The sequence below is a fragment of the uncultured Vibrio sp. genome, from assembly GCF_947488985.1.
In the GTDB taxonomy this organism is placed as follows: domain Bacteria; phylum Pseudomonadota; class Gammaproteobacteria; order Enterobacterales; family Vibrionaceae; genus Vibrio.
In genome coordinates, this window is sequence record NZ_CANLBV010000072.1 from 1 (window position 1) to 19,993 (window position 19,993).

Sequence of the window (19,993 nt, forward strand, 5' to 3'; positions counted from 1 at the left end):
GTAGCGAGTAGCGAGTAGCGAGTAGCGAGTAGCGAGTAGCGAGTAGCGAGTAGCGAGTAGCGAGTAGCGAGTAGCGAAATTATTTAGGGTTGGCGTTTAGCGTCAACCCTTTTTGTTTCTGTGTACCTAAGAAATGTTAAGCACTTAGCTCTTGGATTTGAGCAACAATCGCTTTTAATCCATTGCCACGAGATGGGCTTAGGTGGGTGATGAGACCGATTTGTTCGAAGTAGCCATCAATATCGAACGCTTGAATCTGCTGTGATGTTTTTCCATTAAATACCGCCATCACTAATGCAACCAGGCCGCGAACAATACGCGCATCCGAATCGGCGCAAAAGTGCCAAACACCGTCGATATTTTGAGAAACCAACCACACTTGGCTTTCACAACCAGAGACAATTACCTGCTCACTTTTCAGTTCGTCAGGCATGTTAGGTAGTTTCTTCCCCCATTGAATCACTTGACGGTAACGGTCTTCCCAGCCGCTGAATGTCTGCATTTTCGCAACAATATCATCACTGGTAATGTCAGTGCCGAATGGAGAGCTTGGGAATGTGGTCATTTTAATATCCAGTCGATTATTAATTAAATAGAAGACGTTACTGAGCGTGCTTTTGAATGATTTTTTCGACAATACGTGACACAGCCACAAAACCAAACGTCGCAGTAACCACTGTCGCAGCGCCAAAACCGGTCGCACAATCCATACGCTTTGGGCCTTCTGCGGTTGCTTTTGCGGCACAGACACTGCCATCAGCTTGCGGGTATTTCAGTTGCTCGGTCGAGAACACACAATCAATCCCAAACTTACGTGCTGGGTTCTTAGGGAAATTATGATGGCGACGAAGAGTATCTTTTAACTTCTTCGCGAGCGGATCTTGAATCGTCTTAGTCAAGTCAGCGACTTTAATTTGAGTCGGGTCGACTTGCCCCCCCGCGCCACCTGTGGTGATCACCTTGATTTTGTTGCTACGGCAATACGCCAACAGCGAAGCTTTAGCTTTCATGCTATCAATCGCATCGAGAACAAAATCGAACTCTTTCGACAAGTACTCAGCCTGATTGTCTGGGCCAATAAAGTCATCAATCAGGTTCACTTTACACTCAGGGTTAATAAGCTTAACGCGCTCTGCCATCACTTCGATTTTGCTCTTGCCAACCGTACCCGACATAGCGTGGATTTGACGGTTGATGTTAGTCACACACACGTCATCCATATCGATCAACGTCAGCTCACCTAAACCAGTACGAGCAAGCGCTTCAACAGCCCATGAACCGACGCCACCAATACCGATCACACACACATGTGCAGCTCTAAGTATATCGACTTCACTATTGCCATATAGGCGACGAGTGCCACCAAATCGTTGGTCATAGTTTTCTGAAGCTGGAGTGGTCAATTCACGCATTGTTGCCGCCAATTTATTTCTGAGAAAAAGAAAAGAGTGCGTTTTATACGCACTCTTGAATAAAAAGTCTAGGAGATTAGCGATTCGCTTTCAATGCCCTATTTTATTGTCGCTTACTCAACCTTTTCAGGAGGCAAAGACCAAGGCGCTTCGGTTGCGCTGCCATCTAAACCCAATTTCCATACTCGACCAAAATGCTTGTAATGACCCGCTTCAGTACCTGCTCGTGGGCCCATGCCATGGTAAAGGTCTAAGTGGTTCTGCTTCACCGCGCCGCCCGTATCTAAAACGAGTAACAGTCTTAGTTGGTGCGCACCGCTCCAAGTACCATCTGCATTTAATAACGGTACTTCAGCCAGAATTGGCGTTCCCATTGGTAAAATAGAGCGATCACCCGCAACTGCGGCCATTGGTAACAGTGGAATGCCTGCACTACCCATTACCGATAAGTCATCTCTCGCGCTAAAGAATACGAAAGAAGGGTTTTGCTCAAGCAGTTCTTTCACTACTTCAGGCTCGTTGGATAATACCCACTCTTTAATGGCTTTCAGTGACATTTTTTCTCGTGGTACCAAGCCTCGTTCGATCAGAACACGGCCAATACTCACGTACGCCTTATTGTTCTTACCCGCGTAAGCGAAATACTGCAACGTGTCATCATCACCAAAGTGTACAAAACCACTGCCTTGTACTTCCATCATAAATGGGTCGATACGGTTAGCAGCGTAGCCAAGTTCAAGGCCTTGACCTTCTAGAGCACCGTTGTAGATCTCTTCACGAGTTGGGCAATTTTTATCACACTCAGGAAGCCCATAAACCGGATAGCGGTATTCTTCATTTGCTTCATGGCGCAGCTCCATCACTGGCGAAAAATACCCGGTGAATAAAACATTACCTTGCTGATCCCCGCCGCCCAGTTGAGCGGTTTGCACGCCAAAGTTTGCAAGCTCGCTAGGATCACCGCTAAGCATTGCCCAGTCATTGAGTTGTTGATAAAGCGGCTCATAAATTTTAGCCATTGAAGGGGATTTAGACACCACCATCTCCGCTTGCTCAGCAAATGCGGTGTAGTCTCTTGGTTTATTGGACTCTGCCTGCTCGACCTGATTTAAGATGCGCGGGAACTCATCACCAAGGTATTGTTGTGCACGGTCAGTCGGTTGAGCGCAGCCAAATAGTAGAAAGCTGGCAGCAAGGGGAAGCCATTTTTTAATCACAAGAGTCATCCTAAAAATTCTATCTATTTAGGATGGCAAAAACCTTCAGATAACACAATCTTAGTTTGTAAGAGTTTACAATAAGATAACCTATCAACATTAATTATCGAACGGAGTGGTCGATGTGGCCCTTGAGACGAAAAATGGGGTTGTAGTGGCTATCGGAGTCCAGTTTCATTTCTGAATGATCGGATTTGGTCATGCGGAAGCGATAGGTTTTATCACCCGCCTTATATTCAAAGTAGCGACCATCAAAATCGAAGTTTGTCGCAACAAGAGCGCCCGCCACAGACACCCCACGGTGACTCAAGACAAACTCATCTGTCGCATAATGAGCAACCCCTTGCTCTACCCAAGTACCATACAGTAAATGATTGGGGGTGGCGGCTTGTTGCAAGCGGTCGATGACATCACCAAACAGCACCACGACCGCGCATGAGCCTACTAAGGCCAAAATCATTAAACAACGCTCGATGATCTTACGCTTCAACGTCGATGGATTACGCAGCTCAGCTTCATTGTTGAAATCTTGGGTTATATTATCGATCTTGTTTTTAGTTGTTGGAGCCTGGGCCATTCCGTTAATACTCATAAAGGTGCTATTCGCATTCTACACTCAGATACATTATATATTGAAGCTTAGATGTACATTGTTTGCGCCTAATTCCAAAAAAGGCATTGTTTATAGTTGAATTTAAATGCTAAATTAACGAATAAATAAACACAAATGGATTTGTTCTGTGAAATTAAGAAGTACAGCGCTGGTAAAAGGCTTCAGGCAATCAACCCCTTACGTAAATGCTCACCGTGGCAAAACCATGGTCATCATGCTAGGAGGCGAAGCCGTTGCCGATAAAAACTTCGGTAACATTATTAGTGATATTGCCTTACTCCACAGCCTAGGGGTCAAAATTGTTCTGGTTCATGGCGCCAGACCGCAGATCAACCAACTATTAGCTAAACAAGATTGCCATACGCCCTACCACAAGAATATCAGGGTCACCGACGAATACGCGTTGGGGGTGACTATGCAGGCAGCAGGCCAATTACAACTTGCTATCACAGCTCGTCTCTCAATGAGCCTTAACAACACGCCGATGGCGGGCACTCAACTCAACGTGATGAGTGGCAACTTTATTACGGCTCAGCCTTTGGGTGTTGATGATGGTACGGATTACTGTCACAGCGGACGTATCCGCCGAATCGACATTGAAGGGATCAATCGCACACTGGGTCAGGGATCCATTGTACTGCTGGGACCAATAGCAAGCTCGGTTACTGGCGAGAGTTTTAACCTGCTTTCTGAAGAGGTCGCGACTCAAGTAGCCATTCGTTTAAAAGCTGACAAACTCATTGGCTTTTGCTCTGAGCAAGGGGTAACGGATCAAGACGGAAATGTACTCGCCGAGCTGTTCCCGAAAGACGCCAAACTCATTCTAGAGCGCTTAACTCAATCTCAAAACCCAGCAGAAGACATGAGCACCGGCACACTGCGTTTCTTAAAAGGGGCGATCTCCGCTTGTCGTGCTGGCGTTCCTCGTTGTCATTTAATCAGCTATAAAGCTGACGGTGCATTGATCCAAGAACTGTTCTCTTTTGATGGTATTGGCACCCAAGTAGTGATGGCCAGCGCTGAGCAAGTCAGACAAGCTCACATTGACGATATTGGGGGCATCTTTGACCTGATCCGCCCTTTGGAAGAACAAGGCATCCTAGTTCGCCGCTCAAGAGAGCAGCTAGAACAAGAGATCCATCGCTTTACCATTATTGAAAAGGACGGGCTGATTATTGGCTGTGCTGCGCTTTACGCCTACCCAGAAGATAATATGGCGGAAATGGCCTGTGTCGCTATCCATCCCGACTATCGCGATGGCAACCGTGGTCAGCTACTGCTTGATTACATGCGTCATCAATCCCAATCTCACAAGATCCAGCAAATTTTTGTCCTAACGACACACAGCCTACACTGGTTCCGTGAGCAAGGGTTTTATGAGATCGGGGTCGACGAGTTACCGATGAAAAAGCAAGGACTGTACAATTATCAGCGAAATTCAAAGATCTTAGCGTTAAACGTGTAACACTTGCTGCGCGAAATTTTACGGCCAAGAAAAGAATGTCAAATGTCGCTATTTATTATGGGATTTTTGTGCAATATGCACTTTATCCCGCAACAATATTTGTATAGAATTCGTGCAGCTTAATAATATGATTGAATGTTTAATTGGAATCACCATTTCGATAGTCGTTTAAGTCTATTGAAATGTTCACTGCACGGATTGCTACAACCGTTAACGACGGGCTCGCTGTAATTAGCACTGATCGTTGATATAAACAGCAAAAAGAGCAACATAGATATGAGAACCATAGTTTGTAACTCGCTGCAAAGTTTTTGGGATATGGCTGATAACCAATTCTTAGAAGGGCTAGACGTACACTGCGTGTTCCCTGTAAGCGAGAATCTAAAAGAGTTTATTTTGAATTGCCAAGCAAAATACAAGATAAACCACATATCGTTTACTCGAGCGTTTTTAGGAACTGATTCCTAGCGCGCTCAAAGCAACCAGGGATGGTTGCTTTGTACATGTACCTCAATCATCTCTAGTTGGTTAAGCGGCTTCCTAAACCACTCACTCGCTCTGTTTTCACCTTAATCCCACGCTTTAATACATTAGTATCACTGAACATCATCAGTCGTTTCTTCGCACGCGTAATACCTGTGTAGATCAGCTCTCGCGTCAAGATGGGACTGAAATCTGGCGGAAGGATCATTAAGGTTAAGTCAAATTCACTGCCCTGAGATTTGTGAATCGTCATCGCATAAGCCGTTTCATGATCAGGCACTCGGCTTGGTAGCACCGCTTTCACGCTGCCATCAGGCAACTCAAAATAAACCTTCAAACGAGGTGCAGAATCAGATTGGCTTGAATCCGATTCAAGCATGCAGATACCAATATCACCATTGTATAAGCCCAAACCATGATCGTTACGGGTCACCATTACTGGTCGCCCGTGGTACCAAAGCTCATCATTGTGCGGGTGTACTAAACGCCTTGCGGCAAGTCCCCTTTCAATGCGCTGGTTTAAGCCTTTCACACCAAAATCGCCTTCACGAACGGAGCACAACAGTCGGCATTGGCTGAACAAATCGAGTACCGATTTGGCTCTAGATTCTTGAGTTTCTAACTCTTCCAATGGCACATTCATTCGGTTGAGGTACGCACCATATTCATTGACTAAAGTACGCAGCATCAAGTTATAGCTATCGCTAGACAGAGGGTGATTTTCAATATCGCCAAACCCTTTGGCAAACACTTGCTCTACTTGATTCGCAGAACCGTTATTGATTGCTTTTGCCAACTGCCCAATACCAGAACGCGCATCGAAACGATAACTCTTCTGCAGCATACACAAGCTATCTGCAATCGCCGGAGGATTAACGGCTCCCGCTTTTGCTTGTGGTGTCTTCGCTATCGCATCGAAACCTGTTATTTCCGCGATCAAGCTGCCTTGCGCTGTGCTGTAACCTGTAGAGTTAAATGAGCAGATATCACCTAACACGGCCCCCGCCTCAACGGAAGCCAGTTGGTCTTTATCTCCCAACAAGATAAGCCTTGCGTGTTCTGGGAGTGCATTCACCAGCTTATACATCATCGACAGATCAACCATAGAAGCTTCATCCACCACCAAGATATCAAGGTGAAGTGGATTGCGTCGGTTGTGCCTAAATTCCGCTCGATTAGGAATCGCGCCAAGCAATCTGTGTAAAGTGCTCGATTCCGTTGGTATGTTGGCTTTTACTTCAGGCGCTAAAGGCAGTTGCTCAATCGCTTTACCAATAGACTCTGTTAAACGAGCCGCGGCTTTACCCGTTGGTGCAACTAGCTTAATCGTTGGCGTTTTGCCTTGGCTTAGTGATTGCTCGACCATCGCCGAGAGTAACTTGGTTACTGTGGTCGTTTTACCAGTACCCGGCCCACCCGAGATCACTGCAAAGCGACGACTCAGAGCTACCGCTGCTGCCACTTTTTGCCAATTCAAACATGCCGATAATGGCACTAGACTATCCAATATATCGAGATCCGTCACATGCTTGGCTTGCACGATCGTTTGGTCAATTGCGCCCCAATTCAAAGATTGCTCATCGACAATATCAAGATGATCACACACCAGCTGTTGGCGCAGTACCTGAGACGTCTGCTGATTTGCTTCAGCCTTGGCTAATGCATTAAACAGAAAGTGATAACTCCGTGCGAAAAGCTGATTGAGCGTTTCCGTCAGCGCCTTTTTCTGTTCAATATTGAACTCTACCGGCTTACTTAAACGATTTAACGTGTCTGCCAGCACCACCTCGTAGTTCCAGTAACGCTGTAAGTAGACACGCTGCCCATCAAACATCAGTGGCTTAACACAGGCATTGGTTGTACCTACTAGGTTTGACGATTGAAGTAACGCCACCCAATCAATACCTAACAACTTTTGATTCAATTGCAGGGCTGTTTCACCGTACAGCCCAAGTAAATGAGCAAAATCGGTCGCTTGAGTAAGCTGAGTACAAATGTGCCCTTTGCCTAATTCATGGCTCACTACCCCGGCGAGAAAGCCGATTTCTTGAGAGTGACTCGTGGCTTGCTGAGCAATAAAGCGGGCAAACTGATAATCCAACTGACGAATCGAGCCCTTATCAGAAAGAAACTTTAATACATCCATCAGCTGCTCAGGGATCAGCGATACTGGTTGGGCTGGGGCATCAGTGCCGATGTTGGTATTGGCGGTATTCGAGGTATTGGTGAGCGTCGTTGTCATTATAAAAGCCCCATCTGTCCAGTTTCATCATTCAATTGTGCTGAGCTTCTGTCTATCACTTTGCCGTCGATCAATTGATCCATTTCATCAAGTAAAGCCAGAGTAGGTTTAGCCGAGAAAATACCTTGTTGAGATTGACCGTCCATTCCTCTTAGGAACAAGTAATACACCCCACCAAAATGTTGCTCGTAGCTGTAATCTGCTACGCGACTGCGTAAGAAACGGTGCAGTGCCAATGCGTAGATTTGATATTGTAGATCGTAACGGTGGTCGGCCATCGCCGATTTCAATGCCTCACCATGGTAGACCGCGACATCATCGCCTAAATGATTCGATTTCCAGTCGAGTACATAGTATTTACCTTGATGCTCGAACACTAAATCGATGAAGCCTTTCAGCATACCTTGCACGGTTTGGAAACCTAGGTCACCCGCTTTGGCCGATAATGGATCATGATATTGAATGGTTTGATTCAGTTCAGATGCAGCCAATACTTCGATTGGTAGTAAGAACTCCATCTCGACTAATCGTTGTGTTGAGCCTTTCTCGCTTAGTTTTAAGTTCTTGCCATCCAACGCTGTATTAAGAACGGTATCGACCAGTTGCTGAAGCACTGGTAGCCACTCTAATTCGTATTGTTCTGATTCTAATAAGTGAGTGATTACTTGCGTGTTATGTTCGCTGGTTGCTGGCTCGGTAAATTCAACATCCTCAAACAAGGTGTGTAAGAAAGTACCCGGGCGAGCACCACGAGGGAACGTAAAGATAGAGCGTTCAGGTTCAATCAACTCAGACTCATCCTGTTCATCAGCCGAGTCAATATCAAAGCCAGACACCTCAATGGTCGCGTCATGACTCGCACCGTGGCTGCCTTGCTTTACAAGCCCCGAGTAACTGGTGATACGCCAAGCCCTGTCGATTGAAGCCTTGAGTTCATTAGCATGTAAATCTTCACTCACTTGCTCTGTTTGTACAAACACTTGCTCATGAGCAGTTGGGGTTTCGGCTAACAGCACACTTGAATTTTTGCCTTCAATTGCTGCTAGAGCTTGATGCAATTCTGCAATACCCTGCTCTTGTCCGTTTTGAACCAAGTAGCCCATGGCACTCAAATGCACGCCTGTCGGTTCTTTGGTTGAACGCCCTTTACGCAGTGGCGCCATACCAATGAAACAACCATAAACCGCACGAGTCAGCGCTACATAAATCAAGCGCAAGTCTTCCGCTAGTCGCTCTTTATCGGCTTGTGCTAAAGCGCTGTCACTGCCAGTGATATCAAGCACCGTGGTATCTGAATCATGGTCGTAGAATTTGCCTTCACTCGCTTCTCGGTAACTCGCGACAAATGGTAGGAATACTAGGTCATATTCCAAACCTTTCGACTTGTGAATAGTAACGATTTGAACCAAGTTTCTTTCTGATTCAAGACGCTGAATGTCGTCTTCACTGCCGCCTAGATCATTTTGCGCATCGGAAATCGCTTCTGCTAACCAGCGCAGCAAGCCATAGTCGCTATCGAGCTCTTGTCTTGCTTGTTGCAGCAATTCGCCTATGTGCATCAAGTCGGTGAGTGAGCGCTCACCATTTTCTTCTTCCAGTAAGCGTTCCGCGAGATGTCGTTTGCTGATCACACTTCGCAGCATTGGTAGCACGCCTCGCTGTAGCCACAACTTACGATACTCACGAAACTCGTTAACGACGTTTTCCCACACCACTTCATCGTTGTTGAGTTCATCCAATGAAGCCGCATCCAGAGCAAACAACTCGGAGGCCAAGCTCGCGCGCAATGCTCGATCGTTTTCAGGTGTCAGCACCGCTTGTAGCAAGCGTTGAATATCTTGTGCGACTAGACTGGTAAACACACTGTCTCGGTTCGATAAATACACACTCGCGATACCTTGCTCAGACAGGGCGTTCTTGATCAGACGACCCTCACTGCCGGTTCTAACCAAGACAGCAATATCCCCCGCATTCACGGCATGTTGTTTTTTGCCGTTATCAAAATAGGCTTGCTGGTTTTGAGAAGCGGTCAGAATGGTTTGAATTTGACTCGCCGTCGCCTCAGCCATCGCCTTGTGATATTCGCCTTTTGGTAGTGGCTTGTCTTCAGCCTCTTGCAGCCAAAAGGTAAGTGCGCGCTGAGTTTCACCATTCATCACCCATTGGCGTTTGTCGGCCGATGGACTGGCAGCAACGGGTAAGAATGGAATGTCTTGGTCGTAGATAAACGGGCTGTCCGAATTCATAAACACTTGGTTTACTGCACTCACCATATCGGCGCTTGAACGCCAGTTAGTCCCTAAAGTGTAGTGAGCACTAACTTGGTTTCTTGCCTTGATATAAGTAAAGATATCTGCGCCGCGGAAGCCATAAATAGCCTGCTTCGGGTCACCGATCATAAACAAGCCGCACTGCGGATTATCGAGATAGATTCGGCTAAAAATACTGTATTGCAGCGGATCGGTATCTTGGAATTCATCGATCATCGCCACCGGGTAAAGTGTACGAATTCTTTCCACCAGCAATGATTGCTCATCGACATCAATCGATGCAGACAACTGAGTCAACAAATCATCAAATGATAACCACTGCTTTTGCTGTTTCGCCTTGGCTAGCATAGTTCGACAATGGATAATCGCATGCGCCAATAACGGGGCTTTCAAGTCGGCTGGGTGATTTAAGAAATCTTCAATCGCTTCAAAAACGGCGTGCTGAGGCGCAGTGCCCTTTGGTGTTTTTTCAATTAGAGTGGCTTGAGAGAACTTCTCTAGTTTATCTGGGAACTGATAATCATGGGTATCGCTCTGCGCCCATGCCGTCACCGCTTCTAACCATGTCGGCAGAGACTTCTTAGTGTAGCTGCGTTTGTTCACATCTGAACCTGAGATCAAAGCCAAAAAGTCCGCTTCGGATTCACACCACAACGCCTTAAGTTGCTTAACTTTATCTAGGTTTTGATTGTGTAGAGTTTGCAAGTCACCCGACATTGCTTCCACGGTTAGCTTTAGTGGAGAACCCGTCAGATAGCGATTTACGTCAGCCAATAACGAAGCGGGAGATCCCCAAATATTTCGCACTTCGCCAGCCAATTGAATTGGCAGCGGGTAAAACTGCTTACGCCAATAGTCGGCTACTACTTGCGCTTTAAGATGGCTTTCATCAGTCACAAATTCATTATCAAATCGGCTGCCAGACTCGAAAGCATTTTGAGTCAACATTCTCTGACAGAAGCCGTGAATGGTGTATACCGCGGCTTCATCCATTTGCCTTTCCGCATTGAGCAGTGTTTTCGCGGCACCAGCGTGGTCTTCGATCTCTTGCAACAGAGGCGCAATCACTGGGTCGTCACTTTGCTCGCGAGCAAACGCAATGCGCGCATCATGGATTCGGGCACGGATACGATCTCGCAGCTCTGCAGTTGCCGCTTCGGTAAAGGTCACCACCAGTATTTGGTCTACGGTCAGTGGCTCATGGTGTTGGGTCGCTTCCGTCAGTTCACCTTGTGGTGCAGCCGTGCCGTGTCCGAGCAGTAGGCGCAAGTACAATCCAGCGATGGTAAATGTTTTACCCGTACCCGCTGATGCTTCAATTAAACGCGCGCCATGAAGTGGAAACGTCATGGTATTGAGTGTCTGTGGAGCAATTACCTGAACACTGCTTGTGGTCGTCATGCCTTACTGCCTTCTGATTGATGAATCTGTTACAAATGTGACTATTGTTATAACGGTGACCTTTGTTATAACGGTGACCTAGCGTGGAAAATGCCATTCCAATTACGTACCACGCTAGTTTGTTGATAGTTAGTGCGATCTCTCTCACGGAACAATTCGGTTCGCCTCGCTACTATGCGCCCACGAGTTCAGGAGCGCGATTCGAGTTTAATGCTCATTGTCTACTTTGAACCACAGAATAATGGTCCCTCTGACCTGTGGCCGTACAGCGAACGCCCTACACTAATAATGATTTACTGGCGGCCACTTTATTTCCTGTACCTTGCTTCTCTTCACCTTGCTCCCCTTCACCAGGAAAGCAAGCATCCCAAATGCTGACCAGCGACTCTCTTTCGTCATTCATTAATTCAGCGTACCCGCGATTGATCTTATCGATCACAGCCACTTACTCCTGATCTTCCAGATCGGCAGCAGCCAACCTTGCAGCTTGTAACACAAGCGTTGAATACATACGCGACTCAGCCGCCAGCTCATCGTCCCATTTAGGCCAAATACGCGAGATGTAGGTATCTCGACCCTCGCCCATGAAAGCGAAGCTGTCATTAAAAGTATCGGCCATTTTCTTGAGCGACTTCTCTTCATCATCGACCCATTTACCGCGGCTAAAGCCCGCTTCAATTCCAGCCAATGCGGTTTTCGGGAAGTAAGGCAGTGGTGCTGTCATACCTTGATAAAACAGTCTCACCAACTCAGCCAATAAACTCTTCGCCTGCTGCGCATCGCCAATTGGTTGTAACGTTTGGTGAACCACGCCTTCTTTTCGGTCGTAGCCAATAATATGAGTCGTTTTGCCGTGCCCCATAACCGCACAACATAAGTGATCGATCCACGCGGCCAAGTAATCTTGCGAGCGAATTTTACCGCTGCGGAAACGCACCAAACCCGATTGATAGTTTTGAGTAAGCCAGCCCATCAAACGAGCTGGTTTGCCTTCACCTAGCACGTCAAATTCAATATTTACCTCAAGATCTGGCTGTGGCTGCCCACTTACAAATCGAATCTCTTTGACTAAGTCTTCCGCTTGCACACGGTTGGTTTCAAATTCGATATCACCAAACGCGCCAACCGGTAATCGACCTTGCGCTTTTTGCTCAGAGACAAACAGCCGCACCGCTTCATCTGCACCTTCAGGATGGTCTAGCAATACTTGCAGCAGCGCATCTTTAAGCTGGAAGCTTTCTAAGCCATTAAGCACGAACGGCTCATCGTCTTCCATCACAGGAAGTGACGGCTCAAACACCACTTTTAGACGGCGATTAAAAAAGTACTGCACCGGTAAGCGCCAGAAACGCTGCAACTCAACCAGATCTAGCTCCAATGGATAAGTCGCACCAAGCAAATAGTCATCCAGTGCACGATTGAACTCACCACTGCGTTCACCAGAACGATTAGCGGCAGGAAGCCACTCTTTGGCGTAACTCAATACATGGCTTGCATCACCTTGCGTAAAGGCTGCCGGGCTAAATGGCGTCATGGTGTGTTCAAAGCTGATCGCTCGAGTCAACTTGCTTCCAGAATCATCACTTGGTAACGCTTGATCTTCAGTTAAGCAGTAGTTTTGCTGGCAATATTCAACCAACTCAGACACCAATACCGACGGCACACGTTCAGTATTATCTTGAATCGAGCGACCGACATAACTGATGTATAAACACTCTTGGGCTGACAACATTGCTTCTAAAAACAGATACCGGTCATCATCGCGACGAGAGCGATCTCCGGCACGAGTACGTCCATTCATTAGGTCAAAGCCTTCTGGTGGCATTGAACGCGGGTAAACTCCGTCATTCATGCCTAGCAAGCAGACGGTTTTGAACGGAATAGAACGCATTGGCATCAGGGTACAGAAGTTCACTTGCCCCGCTAAGAAACGCTGACTAATGCGCGCGCCCGACAGTTTATTGTTCAAGTACTGATAGATGATGCTTGGCGATAACTCTTGTTCGTACAAGGCATCATCAAGCTGTTCATTGAGTTGAGAAAGTGCATCGCGAATCGACTTAAGTACCACCTCGCCTTCCAGCTCAACCGCGAAGAAATCATCGATCATTTGCAGCAAGGTTTCACGCCAACTTTCAATTGATTGGGTTTCAGTCAGGAGCTGGCGATAGTGAGCGATACGGTCAATAAAGTGCGCTAACTTACCCGCAAGTTCGGCGTTAATGCCCTGAACTTCGTTATAAGCTGCAATTGGAGAGTGTGCAGTTTCAAACAAACCCGCAGAGTCAGACATCGCATAGCCCAGTAGCATTCGTTGGATACCAAACAACCAAGTATTTTGCTCAGTAGCAGGCAGATCAAACTCGGTTGCGGTAGAGGAATCGACACCCCAACGGATACCCGCTTCTTCAACCCATTGCTTGGCTTGTTCGAATTGAAACTCATCGATATCAAAGCGTGCCATCATCGCTGGGATTTCTAATAACTCTAACAACTCAGAGGCTAAACAGCGCGTGTTTGGTAGCGCGACAAGCTGCATGAACGCCGTCAGAATTGGGCTCTCTTGGTCTGCCGTTCTATCCGAGATCGAATATGGGATATAACGTTCACCCGGAGCATTACCAAATACCGCCTGAATCGCAGGGCTGTAGGCATTAATATCTGCCACCATCACGATGATATCGCGAGGCTTTAATGTCGGGTCAGCATCAAACATCGCTAACAGCTGATCATGAAGAACTTCAACCTCGCGCATTGGGCTGTGACAAGCATGCACAGTCAACGAGCGATCGCCCAGTTCAACCACTTGTTTATGGTTGCTGGAATCTAAGATGTGATCATCTTGGTGCTCTTCTAACTGGAGAATATCGGCTTGCAGTTGATGCAGCAGACTGTCCCTCTCAACATCAATAAAGAACTCATGCTCTTCACTGTCTGATTGAGACAGCAAGAACAGGTTATCTCTGCCCAGCTTACCCATAGACGCAAGCAAGCTATTGCCTACCGCTTGGCTGGTATGCAGTTCATCTTCGACATTGGCTTCAATACCCTCTTTCAATGGTGAGGCTTCACCCTCAAGCTGAGGTAAGCCATCAACCAGAGCAAACTGCTTACGGCGCTGCGCTTCCACTCTTGCCAAGTATTTACGGTCACGAATATCGCCCCAGTAATGTTGGCAAGGGTTGGTAAACATCAAATGAACATCAATCTGCTCACCAAGCGCTTTCAAGGCATCCATGTAGCGAGGAGGCAGTGACGAAATACCAAACACAAACAGACGTTTCGGCAAGTGTTGTAGCTGACCTTGTTGGTTAGCTAGCGCTTCAATGAAATCGTGGTACAAGTTGCCACGGTGGTATTTCGATTGGCCTTGAGACAGCGTTTGCTCATAGAGCGCTTGCCACAAAATCGGTTGCCAAGGGTGCTCTTGCTGCCCCTCATCATCGATCAGTTCTGCAACGGGTTCTCCCGCTTCCCACATCGCCATCCACTCAGGTCGATATACCAAGTAGCCATCGAAGATATCGGCAATTTTCTCAGCCAATTGGTACAACTTAGAATCATCTTGGTCGTTTTCAAGATAGCGTTGCAAGGGGAGAAAATCAGGGTGGTCAAGCTTAGCAGGTAGCAAACTCATTAGCTTCCAGGTCATCGCTTCTTTGTTAAAAGCACTGCGCTTAGGCACATCAGGAAGCACTTGGGTAAACATATCCCAAATGAAGGTCGCGGGAAGTGGGAAGTCGATATTTGCTGCTACGCCAAACTCTTTGGCGAGTTCCATCTTAAGCCACTGAGACATACCTGGGCTTTGCACCAAGATTTGCTCTTTTTCGAAAGGATTGGCTAGAGGATCACTTTTGATTAAGTGAACGAGAAGAATTTTTAAAGTATCAACTTTATTGGAATGGTAAACAGTAAACAAAGTGCACTCACGCTAATCTTGCCACAATATAAAGCCAGATTAGCATAAGTGCCGAATTTGGATGAGAAATATAAGCTTATGAAATACCGAAAGCTTAAAGTCTGTTTATCTTTTGAACTATTGCCCTTTACAATCTACCGGCTACCGCACCTAAAACACGGTGAGGTTTATAGTTCATGTAGTAACGAACAGCGACATAACCAACGACCAAGGTTGCCACAATCAGTTCAAGATATGCTAGACCGAATACTTGATTGATGTAATGCGCCTCGATGCCTTGCGCTTGCATCCACGCAGCCAATTTAAATAAAGCTGTTGCACCAATCACGATGGGGAAAGTAAACGCTGCATAGCCAGGACTAAATGGTAGGCGAAGTAGCTTGAAAAATGCTGCATAGATAATAAACGTCATCAACACTGCGATCCCAAATAGCAGACTAATGATCACTGGTGAAGGGCTCGCTGTCACTGTTAGGTAACCCGCCAAAGATAGGCTTGCTGGAGCCGCCATAATCGCAATGGTTGGTTTTGCTGCATCTGGCACTTCGTGAGAGAAGATCAAGCGGTAAACCATCATTGGTAGCATTACTGCGTAAACCAATAAGCCGAATACCAAAGTCGCGTTCGCTACAGGCTCCAAAACTGGATTACCAGAAAAAGAAACGTCTGCCACAATGATACCGATTGGTGGCACAAACCAGCTTGGCACCATATGGTGAATCTCAAAGTTTTTAGCTCTGTGATACAAAAAGCTCACCAAGAACACAACGTGTAAAGCAACCGCCGCAAGCCACATCGCCTCTTGTAAGAATTGAGAAATCGGCGCTAAAGATGCTGATACCACCATGCAGCCCATCGCAAATGTTGGAACCACACTACCCACCACAGGGTGCGCAAGGTCTTCACGCAATAGATGACCATGAATCAGAAACTTCACAGCTAAAACAAGAAGTAATACCGCCGCGATGCCAGCACTGATCCATTGCACTAAGTCTGGGGTGTGCAAAATACCTTGTGTGACTAAAACGCCATCCCAGCACCAGCCTAAACTTGCAATGGCTAGTGCTAACCCTGCCATGGGTGTTGGAGCGCCTGATAATCTATATTTCATACGTTGAATCATGCCAGCCTCTCTTAAACTTAATTCACTAAACTTGTGAACTCATCAGCTTGTTAAGGACATATTACGCTTGCTCCTCGTTAAACAATATCCAATTATATATAACAAGCGTTCATTAATATTGAACAAAAATCATTTCATCAGCAGAGTAAAGCTAGGGATCTGATGGCTAATATTTCAATTAAACAACTTAAGGTGTTCGTCACTATTACTCAGCACTCGACATTAACGGCGGCTTCTGAGGCTCTGTTTCTGTCCAAGGCTGCTGTCAGCATGGCATTAGGCGAAATGGAGAAGCAGCTAGGCCACTCACTGTTTGATCGGGTCAACAACCGTTTAATTCTTAACCAAGAAGGGCAGAAGTTACTCCCTCTGGCGGATGAGATACTTCACCGGGCGACAGGTATCGATGTTTTGTTCCGTGACGACCAACCACTAAGTGGCCGTTTAAAGGTGGGCGCTAGTGACACAATCGGCAACCAAGTCGCACCGTTTATTTTGGCTGGCTTTCGCGAGCGAACCCAACACAAAGATCAGAACCTATTCATTTCAAACAGTGCGCTGATCTGCCAAAAATTAATCGATTATGAATTGGATATCGCTTTAATTGAAGGCAAGGCAACCCACCCAGAGTTGATCGCAAGTCAGTGTAGTGGCGATGAAATGTGTATTATCGCCAGTCATCAACACCCGCTCGCGGCGCAAAATAGCATGACATTAGAGGATTTAGAGGACAGCCACTGGATACTGCGTGAATCAGGCTCAGGAACGCGTGAGTTTTTCCTACGCGCCGTGGCACCGCACATTGATAATTGGTATGAGTCTTTTGAACTCAATACCACAGAGGCGATCATCAACTCGGTTTCAGCAGGACTTGGCCTCGCCTGTTTATCGCGATTAAGCGCGCAGCCTGCCATCGGTACGGGTAGGGTTAAGGCGATCAATGTACCACTCGACATGCAACGTCAATTTTGGATGCTAGTGCATAAAGACAAATATCAGAGCCCTCTGCTGAAAGCGTTCATGAACTATTGTGAAGACTGGGCAACACAGCAAGATTAAGCGCGCATTGTTCACGCCTCAACTGGACTTCTTTCTACAAAAACTGTATAAAAAGCCAGTAAAATTTTATCAAACTTAGAGGATTAACCATGGCTGTTATCGTCAAGTACGTGGTGGAACGCAACGGAGAAGAGAAAATGACTTTTACCTCTAAAGCCGAAGCTGACGCATACGACAAAATGCTGGATATGGCTGATGAGCTTTTTGAACTATTAGGCAAAAGCGATTTAGTTGAAGATGAAGGCAAGCAAGAAGAACTTGCAATGTACCTAGCGAAAAATAAAGAAGAAGTGCTTTACGCATTGGGTGCTAAGCGTAAACCAACGCCGAAAAAAGCAAAGAAGCTTGAAGCCGTTGAAGACGCGGCAGAAGAAGACGCCGCTTAACCCGCTGCTACCTTTTCAAAAAAAACGCCAATAACGCTCCTCCAAAAAGCCCATTATTGGCGTTTTTTTATGCTTATTAACCATAACCATAACCATAACCATAACCATAACCATAACCATAACCAGTATGAAATAGCTCAGTTATCAAGTGCTATAAAAACGGCACCTCTCAGCAACTAAGCCACTGAGTCACTAAGCCACTAAGCCACTAAGCCACTAAAGTTGAGCCGTATAGTTTTCTCATTTCCGAAAACTATCGCTAAAAAGACAAGCAATATCCTTTTACAGACTTTATCCCGATACGCCCTTTCATAACGGGGACGCTCTCTTTATGATGAACGTCATTAAATTAACTTTGCTAACGGCAGCCCCCATACTCGAGCTGCTGCTATGAATAGCAAAATCAAGACTCAACACATGGAGATTCAACATGGCTTACTTTTCACTAGCCTTCGGTACGGCAACCAAAAACAACGATAATAAAATCATTGAAGCGTTCTTCCCTAACCCACTTCTTAACCCAAGTGACGCTCTAGTAGCCGCTGTGGCTGAAGTGTCAGGTTACGCTGAAGGCAACCAAGCTATCGAGATCTCTGCAGCACAAAGCGCAGAACTAGCGAAAGCATTCGCTGCAAACGACGATGCCGCTAATGCATCTTTCGCAGAAAAAGCTGCAGCCTCTGAACAGCCACTTGTGCTTGTTGTACTTGCTACTGACGAGAAGCCTGCATCGGTTGCTGAAGGCTTCCTAAAGCTACAACTTATCTCTAACCGCCTAGTACAGCCACACGGTACAGTACTGGACGGTATCTTCGGTCTACTGCACAACATCGCATGGACAAACGAAGGCCCGATCGACCTTCCAGAGCTAGCTGAACGTCAAATCGAAGCTCGCCTAGCGGGTCGTGCGCTAACTGTCGATTGCGTCGACAAGTTCCCTAAAATGGTGGATTACGTGGTACCAACAGGTGTTCGTATTGCGGATACTTCTCGTGTTCGTCTTGGCGCACATGTGGGCGAAGGCACAACAGTAATGCACGAAGGCTTCATCAACTTCAACGCAGGTACAACGGGCGTAAGCATGGTTGAAGGTCGTATCTCAGCTGGTGTTGTTGTCGGTAACGGCTCAGACATCGGCGGCGGCGCTTCTATCATGGGTACTCTGTCTGGTGGCGGTACTATGGTTATCTCTATCGGCGAAAACTGTCTACTAGGCGCAAACGCAGGTCTTGGCTTCCCAATGGGCGACCGTTGTACTGTAGAGTCTGGTCTTTACGTGACGGCAGGTACTAAGGTTCGCATGCTAGATAAAGAAGGCAACGAAGTAGAAATCATTAAAGCTCGCGATCTCGCTGGCGTGTCTGATCTTCTGTTCCGTCGCAACTCAATCACTGGTCAAATCGAGTGCCTAGCGAACAAGTCTGCGGTTGAACTGAACAGCGAGCTGCACAGCAACAACTAATCTAAGCGCTAGATGCTAGATGCTAGATGCTAGAAAATAATAAGCCGCTGGGGTTAAATCCAGCGGCTTTCTTGTATGTTCAGGGAATCAACTAGCCTCGTTCCATGAGAAGGACCTGATCCGCTCCCGTAAACTAGACAATTGACTAAGCGACTTTCTAACTCGAAAGTACCCGTGCGACCTGAAGTCGTATGAAGCGTTGTTCACCACGAAAAGAGTGAACCATCTGTATCACCAGATAACCCTAGGATTCTGAATAAAGTAGCGAATCCGACAATGTAACGAAACTTAGCCGCTAGGCTTAGTGGGAACAGAATCGTGAGAGGATGTTCCTCCTGAAAACCACAATTCGGGTAAGTGCTAGGGAGTCAGTATGATGAACGTATGTGGATCCATTTAAGGTGCGTTATACGATGAAGCAGCGGAAGTGGTTAATACGCTGTGGCCAAAATGGCAATAAGAGTCGGAAAGGAGTTGGGCATTGCCCTTTCGTGATCAGAGAACTCTCCGCACTAGAGTGGGCATCTAAGCTGACATTTACGTAACATACGGAACAGGGTAAGCCTGTATCACTCCCTATGGGAAAGCCTCTGTGCCCAATAGTGGTGCAGGTAGAGGAGGTTGGAAAAAGCGAAGGCTGTATTGTAACGATGCAGATACAGACTTGTGTCTGATCACGAAAGTGAGCCCACTTCCAACTGGTCTCCCGTTGCGAGAGAATTTGAAGAACTTTATTCAAGGAGAAATGCAAATGATGATTTCAACCGAGATTAGGGCGTGTTGATCTTTCGAGCTGATTTTTGCAGCGAGTTGCTGGGCATTTATACAAGGTAGAGGCGTCGATGTGTTAAAGCTTGTCAGTGTTTGAAGTTCCAAGGTAGGAGTGCGTTGATATCAGGCTCAGCTTTTGCCAGCTCCTTCATGCACTTGACCATGTA

At 46.6% G+C, this 19,993-nt stretch carries 14 protein-coding genes; 5 read left to right on the top strand and 9 right to left on the bottom strand.

Annotated features, from left to right (window positions below; all coding sequences use genetic code 11):
* Positions 1-136 precede the first annotated feature (136 nt).
* The 4 genes from csdE to Q1A70_RS14415 all read right to left on the bottom strand — a co-directional run bounded on the left by csdE (position 137) and on the right by Q1A70_RS14415 (position 3,206).
* Positions 137-565 (bottom strand): cysteine desulfurase sulfur acceptor subunit CsdE, encoded by a 429-nt coding sequence (gene csdE, locus Q1A70_RS14400; RefSeq protein WP_299692851.1) that lies wholly within the window; start codon positions 563-565, stop codon positions 137-139.
* A 37-nt stretch (positions 566-602) separates the two neighbouring features.
* On the bottom strand, positions 603-1,412 hold the full coding sequence (tcdA, locus tag Q1A70_RS14405) for a tRNA cyclic N6-threonylcarbamoyladenosine(37) synthase TcdA (protein ID WP_299692848.1): 810 nt from the start codon (positions 1,410-1,412) through the stop codon (positions 603-605).
* Positions 1,413-1,525: 113 nt separating this feature from the next.
* Positions 1,526-2,638: a murein transglycosylase A gene (mltA, locus tag Q1A70_RS14410; RefSeq protein ID WP_299692845.1), complete on the bottom strand. Its 1,113-nt coding sequence runs from the start codon at positions 2,636-2,638 to the stop codon at positions 1,526-1,528.
* A 94-nt stretch (positions 2,639-2,732) separates the two neighbouring features.
* Positions 2,733-3,206: a DUF2850 domain-containing protein gene (locus Q1A70_RS14415; protein ID WP_299692856.1), complete on the bottom strand. Its 474-nt coding sequence runs from the start codon at positions 3,204-3,206 to the stop codon at positions 2,733-2,735.
* Between the two features lie 163 nt (positions 3,207-3,369).
* Here Q1A70_RS14415 and argA point away from each other — a divergent pair, with 163 nt between their 5' ends.
* Positions 3,370-4,707, top strand: a complete 1,338-nt coding sequence (gene argA, locus Q1A70_RS14420) for an amino-acid N-acetyltransferase (RefSeq protein ID WP_299692842.1) — start codon at positions 3,370-3,372, stop codon at positions 4,705-4,707.
* A 276-nt stretch (positions 4,708-4,983) separates the two neighbouring features.
* Positions 4,984-5,175: a hypothetical protein gene (locus tag Q1A70_RS14425; RefSeq protein ID WP_008223046.1), complete on the top strand. Its 192-nt coding sequence runs from the start codon at positions 4,984-4,986 to the stop codon at positions 5,173-5,175.
* 52 nt (positions 5,176-5,227) lie between these two features.
* Here Q1A70_RS14425 and recD read toward each other — a convergent pair whose 3' ends face one another.
* From recD to Q1A70_RS14450, 5 genes are all read right to left on the bottom strand, one after another.
* A complete protein-coding gene (recD, locus tag Q1A70_RS14430; RefSeq protein WP_299692839.1) occupies positions 5,228-7,432 on the bottom strand; it encodes an exodeoxyribonuclease V subunit alpha in 2,205 nt (734 codons plus the stop codon).
* Entirely contained in the window at positions 7,432-11,103 is a 3,672-nt protein-coding gene (recB, locus tag Q1A70_RS14435) for an exodeoxyribonuclease V subunit beta (protein ID WP_299692836.1), read from the bottom strand. The genes recD and recB overlap by 1 nt, the downstream gene beginning before the upstream one ends.
* A gap of 277 nt (positions 11,104-11,380) precedes the next feature.
* Positions 11,381-11,542: a hypothetical protein gene (locus Q1A70_RS14440; protein ID WP_299692859.1), complete on the bottom strand. Its 162-nt coding sequence runs from the start codon at positions 11,540-11,542 to the stop codon at positions 11,381-11,383.
* A gap of 6 nt (positions 11,543-11,548) precedes the next feature.
* Complete coding sequence (gene recC, locus Q1A70_RS14445; RefSeq protein WP_299692833.1) at positions 11,549-15,025, bottom strand: exodeoxyribonuclease V subunit gamma; 3,477 nt, start codon at positions 15,023-15,025, stop codon at positions 11,549-11,551.
* Positions 15,026-15,152: 127 nt separating this feature from the next.
* A complete protein-coding gene (locus Q1A70_RS14450) occupies positions 15,153-16,103 on the bottom strand; it encodes a TDT family transporter (RefSeq protein ID WP_299692854.1) in 951 nt (316 codons plus the stop codon).
* Between the two features lie 207 nt (positions 16,104-16,310).
* Between Q1A70_RS14450 and Q1A70_RS14455 the strand changes: the two genes are divergently transcribed.
* The 3 genes from Q1A70_RS14455 to dapD all read left to right on the top strand — a co-directional run bounded on the left by Q1A70_RS14455 (position 16,311) and on the right by dapD (position 19,055).
* Positions 16,311-17,207, top strand: a complete 897-nt coding sequence (locus Q1A70_RS14455) for a LysR substrate-binding domain-containing protein (protein ID WP_299692830.1) — start codon at positions 16,311-16,313, stop codon at positions 17,205-17,207.
* Positions 17,208-17,296: 89 nt separating this feature from the next.
* Complete coding sequence (locus Q1A70_RS14460; protein WP_299692827.1) at positions 17,297-17,593, top strand: YebG family protein; 297 nt, start codon at positions 17,297-17,299, stop codon at positions 17,591-17,593.
* A 430-nt stretch (positions 17,594-18,023) separates the two neighbouring features.
* Positions 18,024-19,055: a 2,3,4,5-tetrahydropyridine-2,6-dicarboxylate N-succinyltransferase gene (dapD, locus tag Q1A70_RS14465; protein ID WP_299692823.1), complete on the top strand. Its 1,032-nt coding sequence runs from the start codon at positions 18,024-18,026 to the stop codon at positions 19,053-19,055.
* Positions 19,056-19,993: the final 938 nt, after the last annotated feature.

What these genes read in the sequence shown, in the direction of transcription:
- Q1A70_RS14415 (WP_299692856.1), bottom strand. Translation starts at nt 3,206, where the DNA reads ATGGCCCAGGCTCCAACAACTAAAAACAAGATCGATAATATAACCCAA.
- dapD (WP_299692823.1), top strand. Translation starts at nt 18,024, where the DNA reads ATGGCTTACTTTTCACTAGCCTTCGGTACGGCAACCAAAAACAACGAT.
- csdE (WP_299692851.1), bottom strand. Translation starts at nt 565, where the DNA reads ATGACCACATTCCCAAGCTCTCCATTCGGCACTGACATTACCAGTGAT.
- recD (WP_299692839.1), bottom strand. Translation starts at nt 7,432, where the DNA reads ATGACAACGACGCTCACCAATACCTCGAATACCGCCAATACCAACATC.
- Q1A70_RS14425 (WP_008223046.1), top strand. Translation starts at nt 4,984, where the DNA reads ATGAGAACCATAGTTTGTAACTCGCTGCAAAGTTTTTGGGATATGGCT.
- Q1A70_RS14450 (WP_299692854.1), bottom strand. Translation starts at nt 16,103, where the DNA reads ATGGCAGGGTTAGCACTAGCCATTGCAAGTTTAGGCTGGTGCTGGGAT.
- mltA (WP_299692845.1), bottom strand. Translation starts at nt 2,638, where the DNA reads ATGACTCTTGTGATTAAAAAATGGCTTCCCCTTGCTGCCAGCTTTCTA.
- tcdA (WP_299692848.1), bottom strand. Translation starts at nt 1,412, where the DNA reads ATGCGTGAATTGACCACTCCAGCTTCAGAAAACTATGACCAACGATTT.
- Q1A70_RS14455 (WP_299692830.1), top strand. Translation starts at nt 16,311, where the DNA reads ATGGCTAATATTTCAATTAAACAACTTAAGGTGTTCGTCACTATTACT.
- Q1A70_RS14460 (WP_299692827.1), top strand. Translation starts at nt 17,297, where the DNA reads ATGGCTGTTATCGTCAAGTACGTGGTGGAACGCAACGGAGAAGAGAAA.
- recB (WP_299692836.1), bottom strand. Translation starts at nt 11,103, where the DNA reads ATGACGACCACAAGCAGTGTTCAGGTAATTGCTCCACAGACACTCAAT.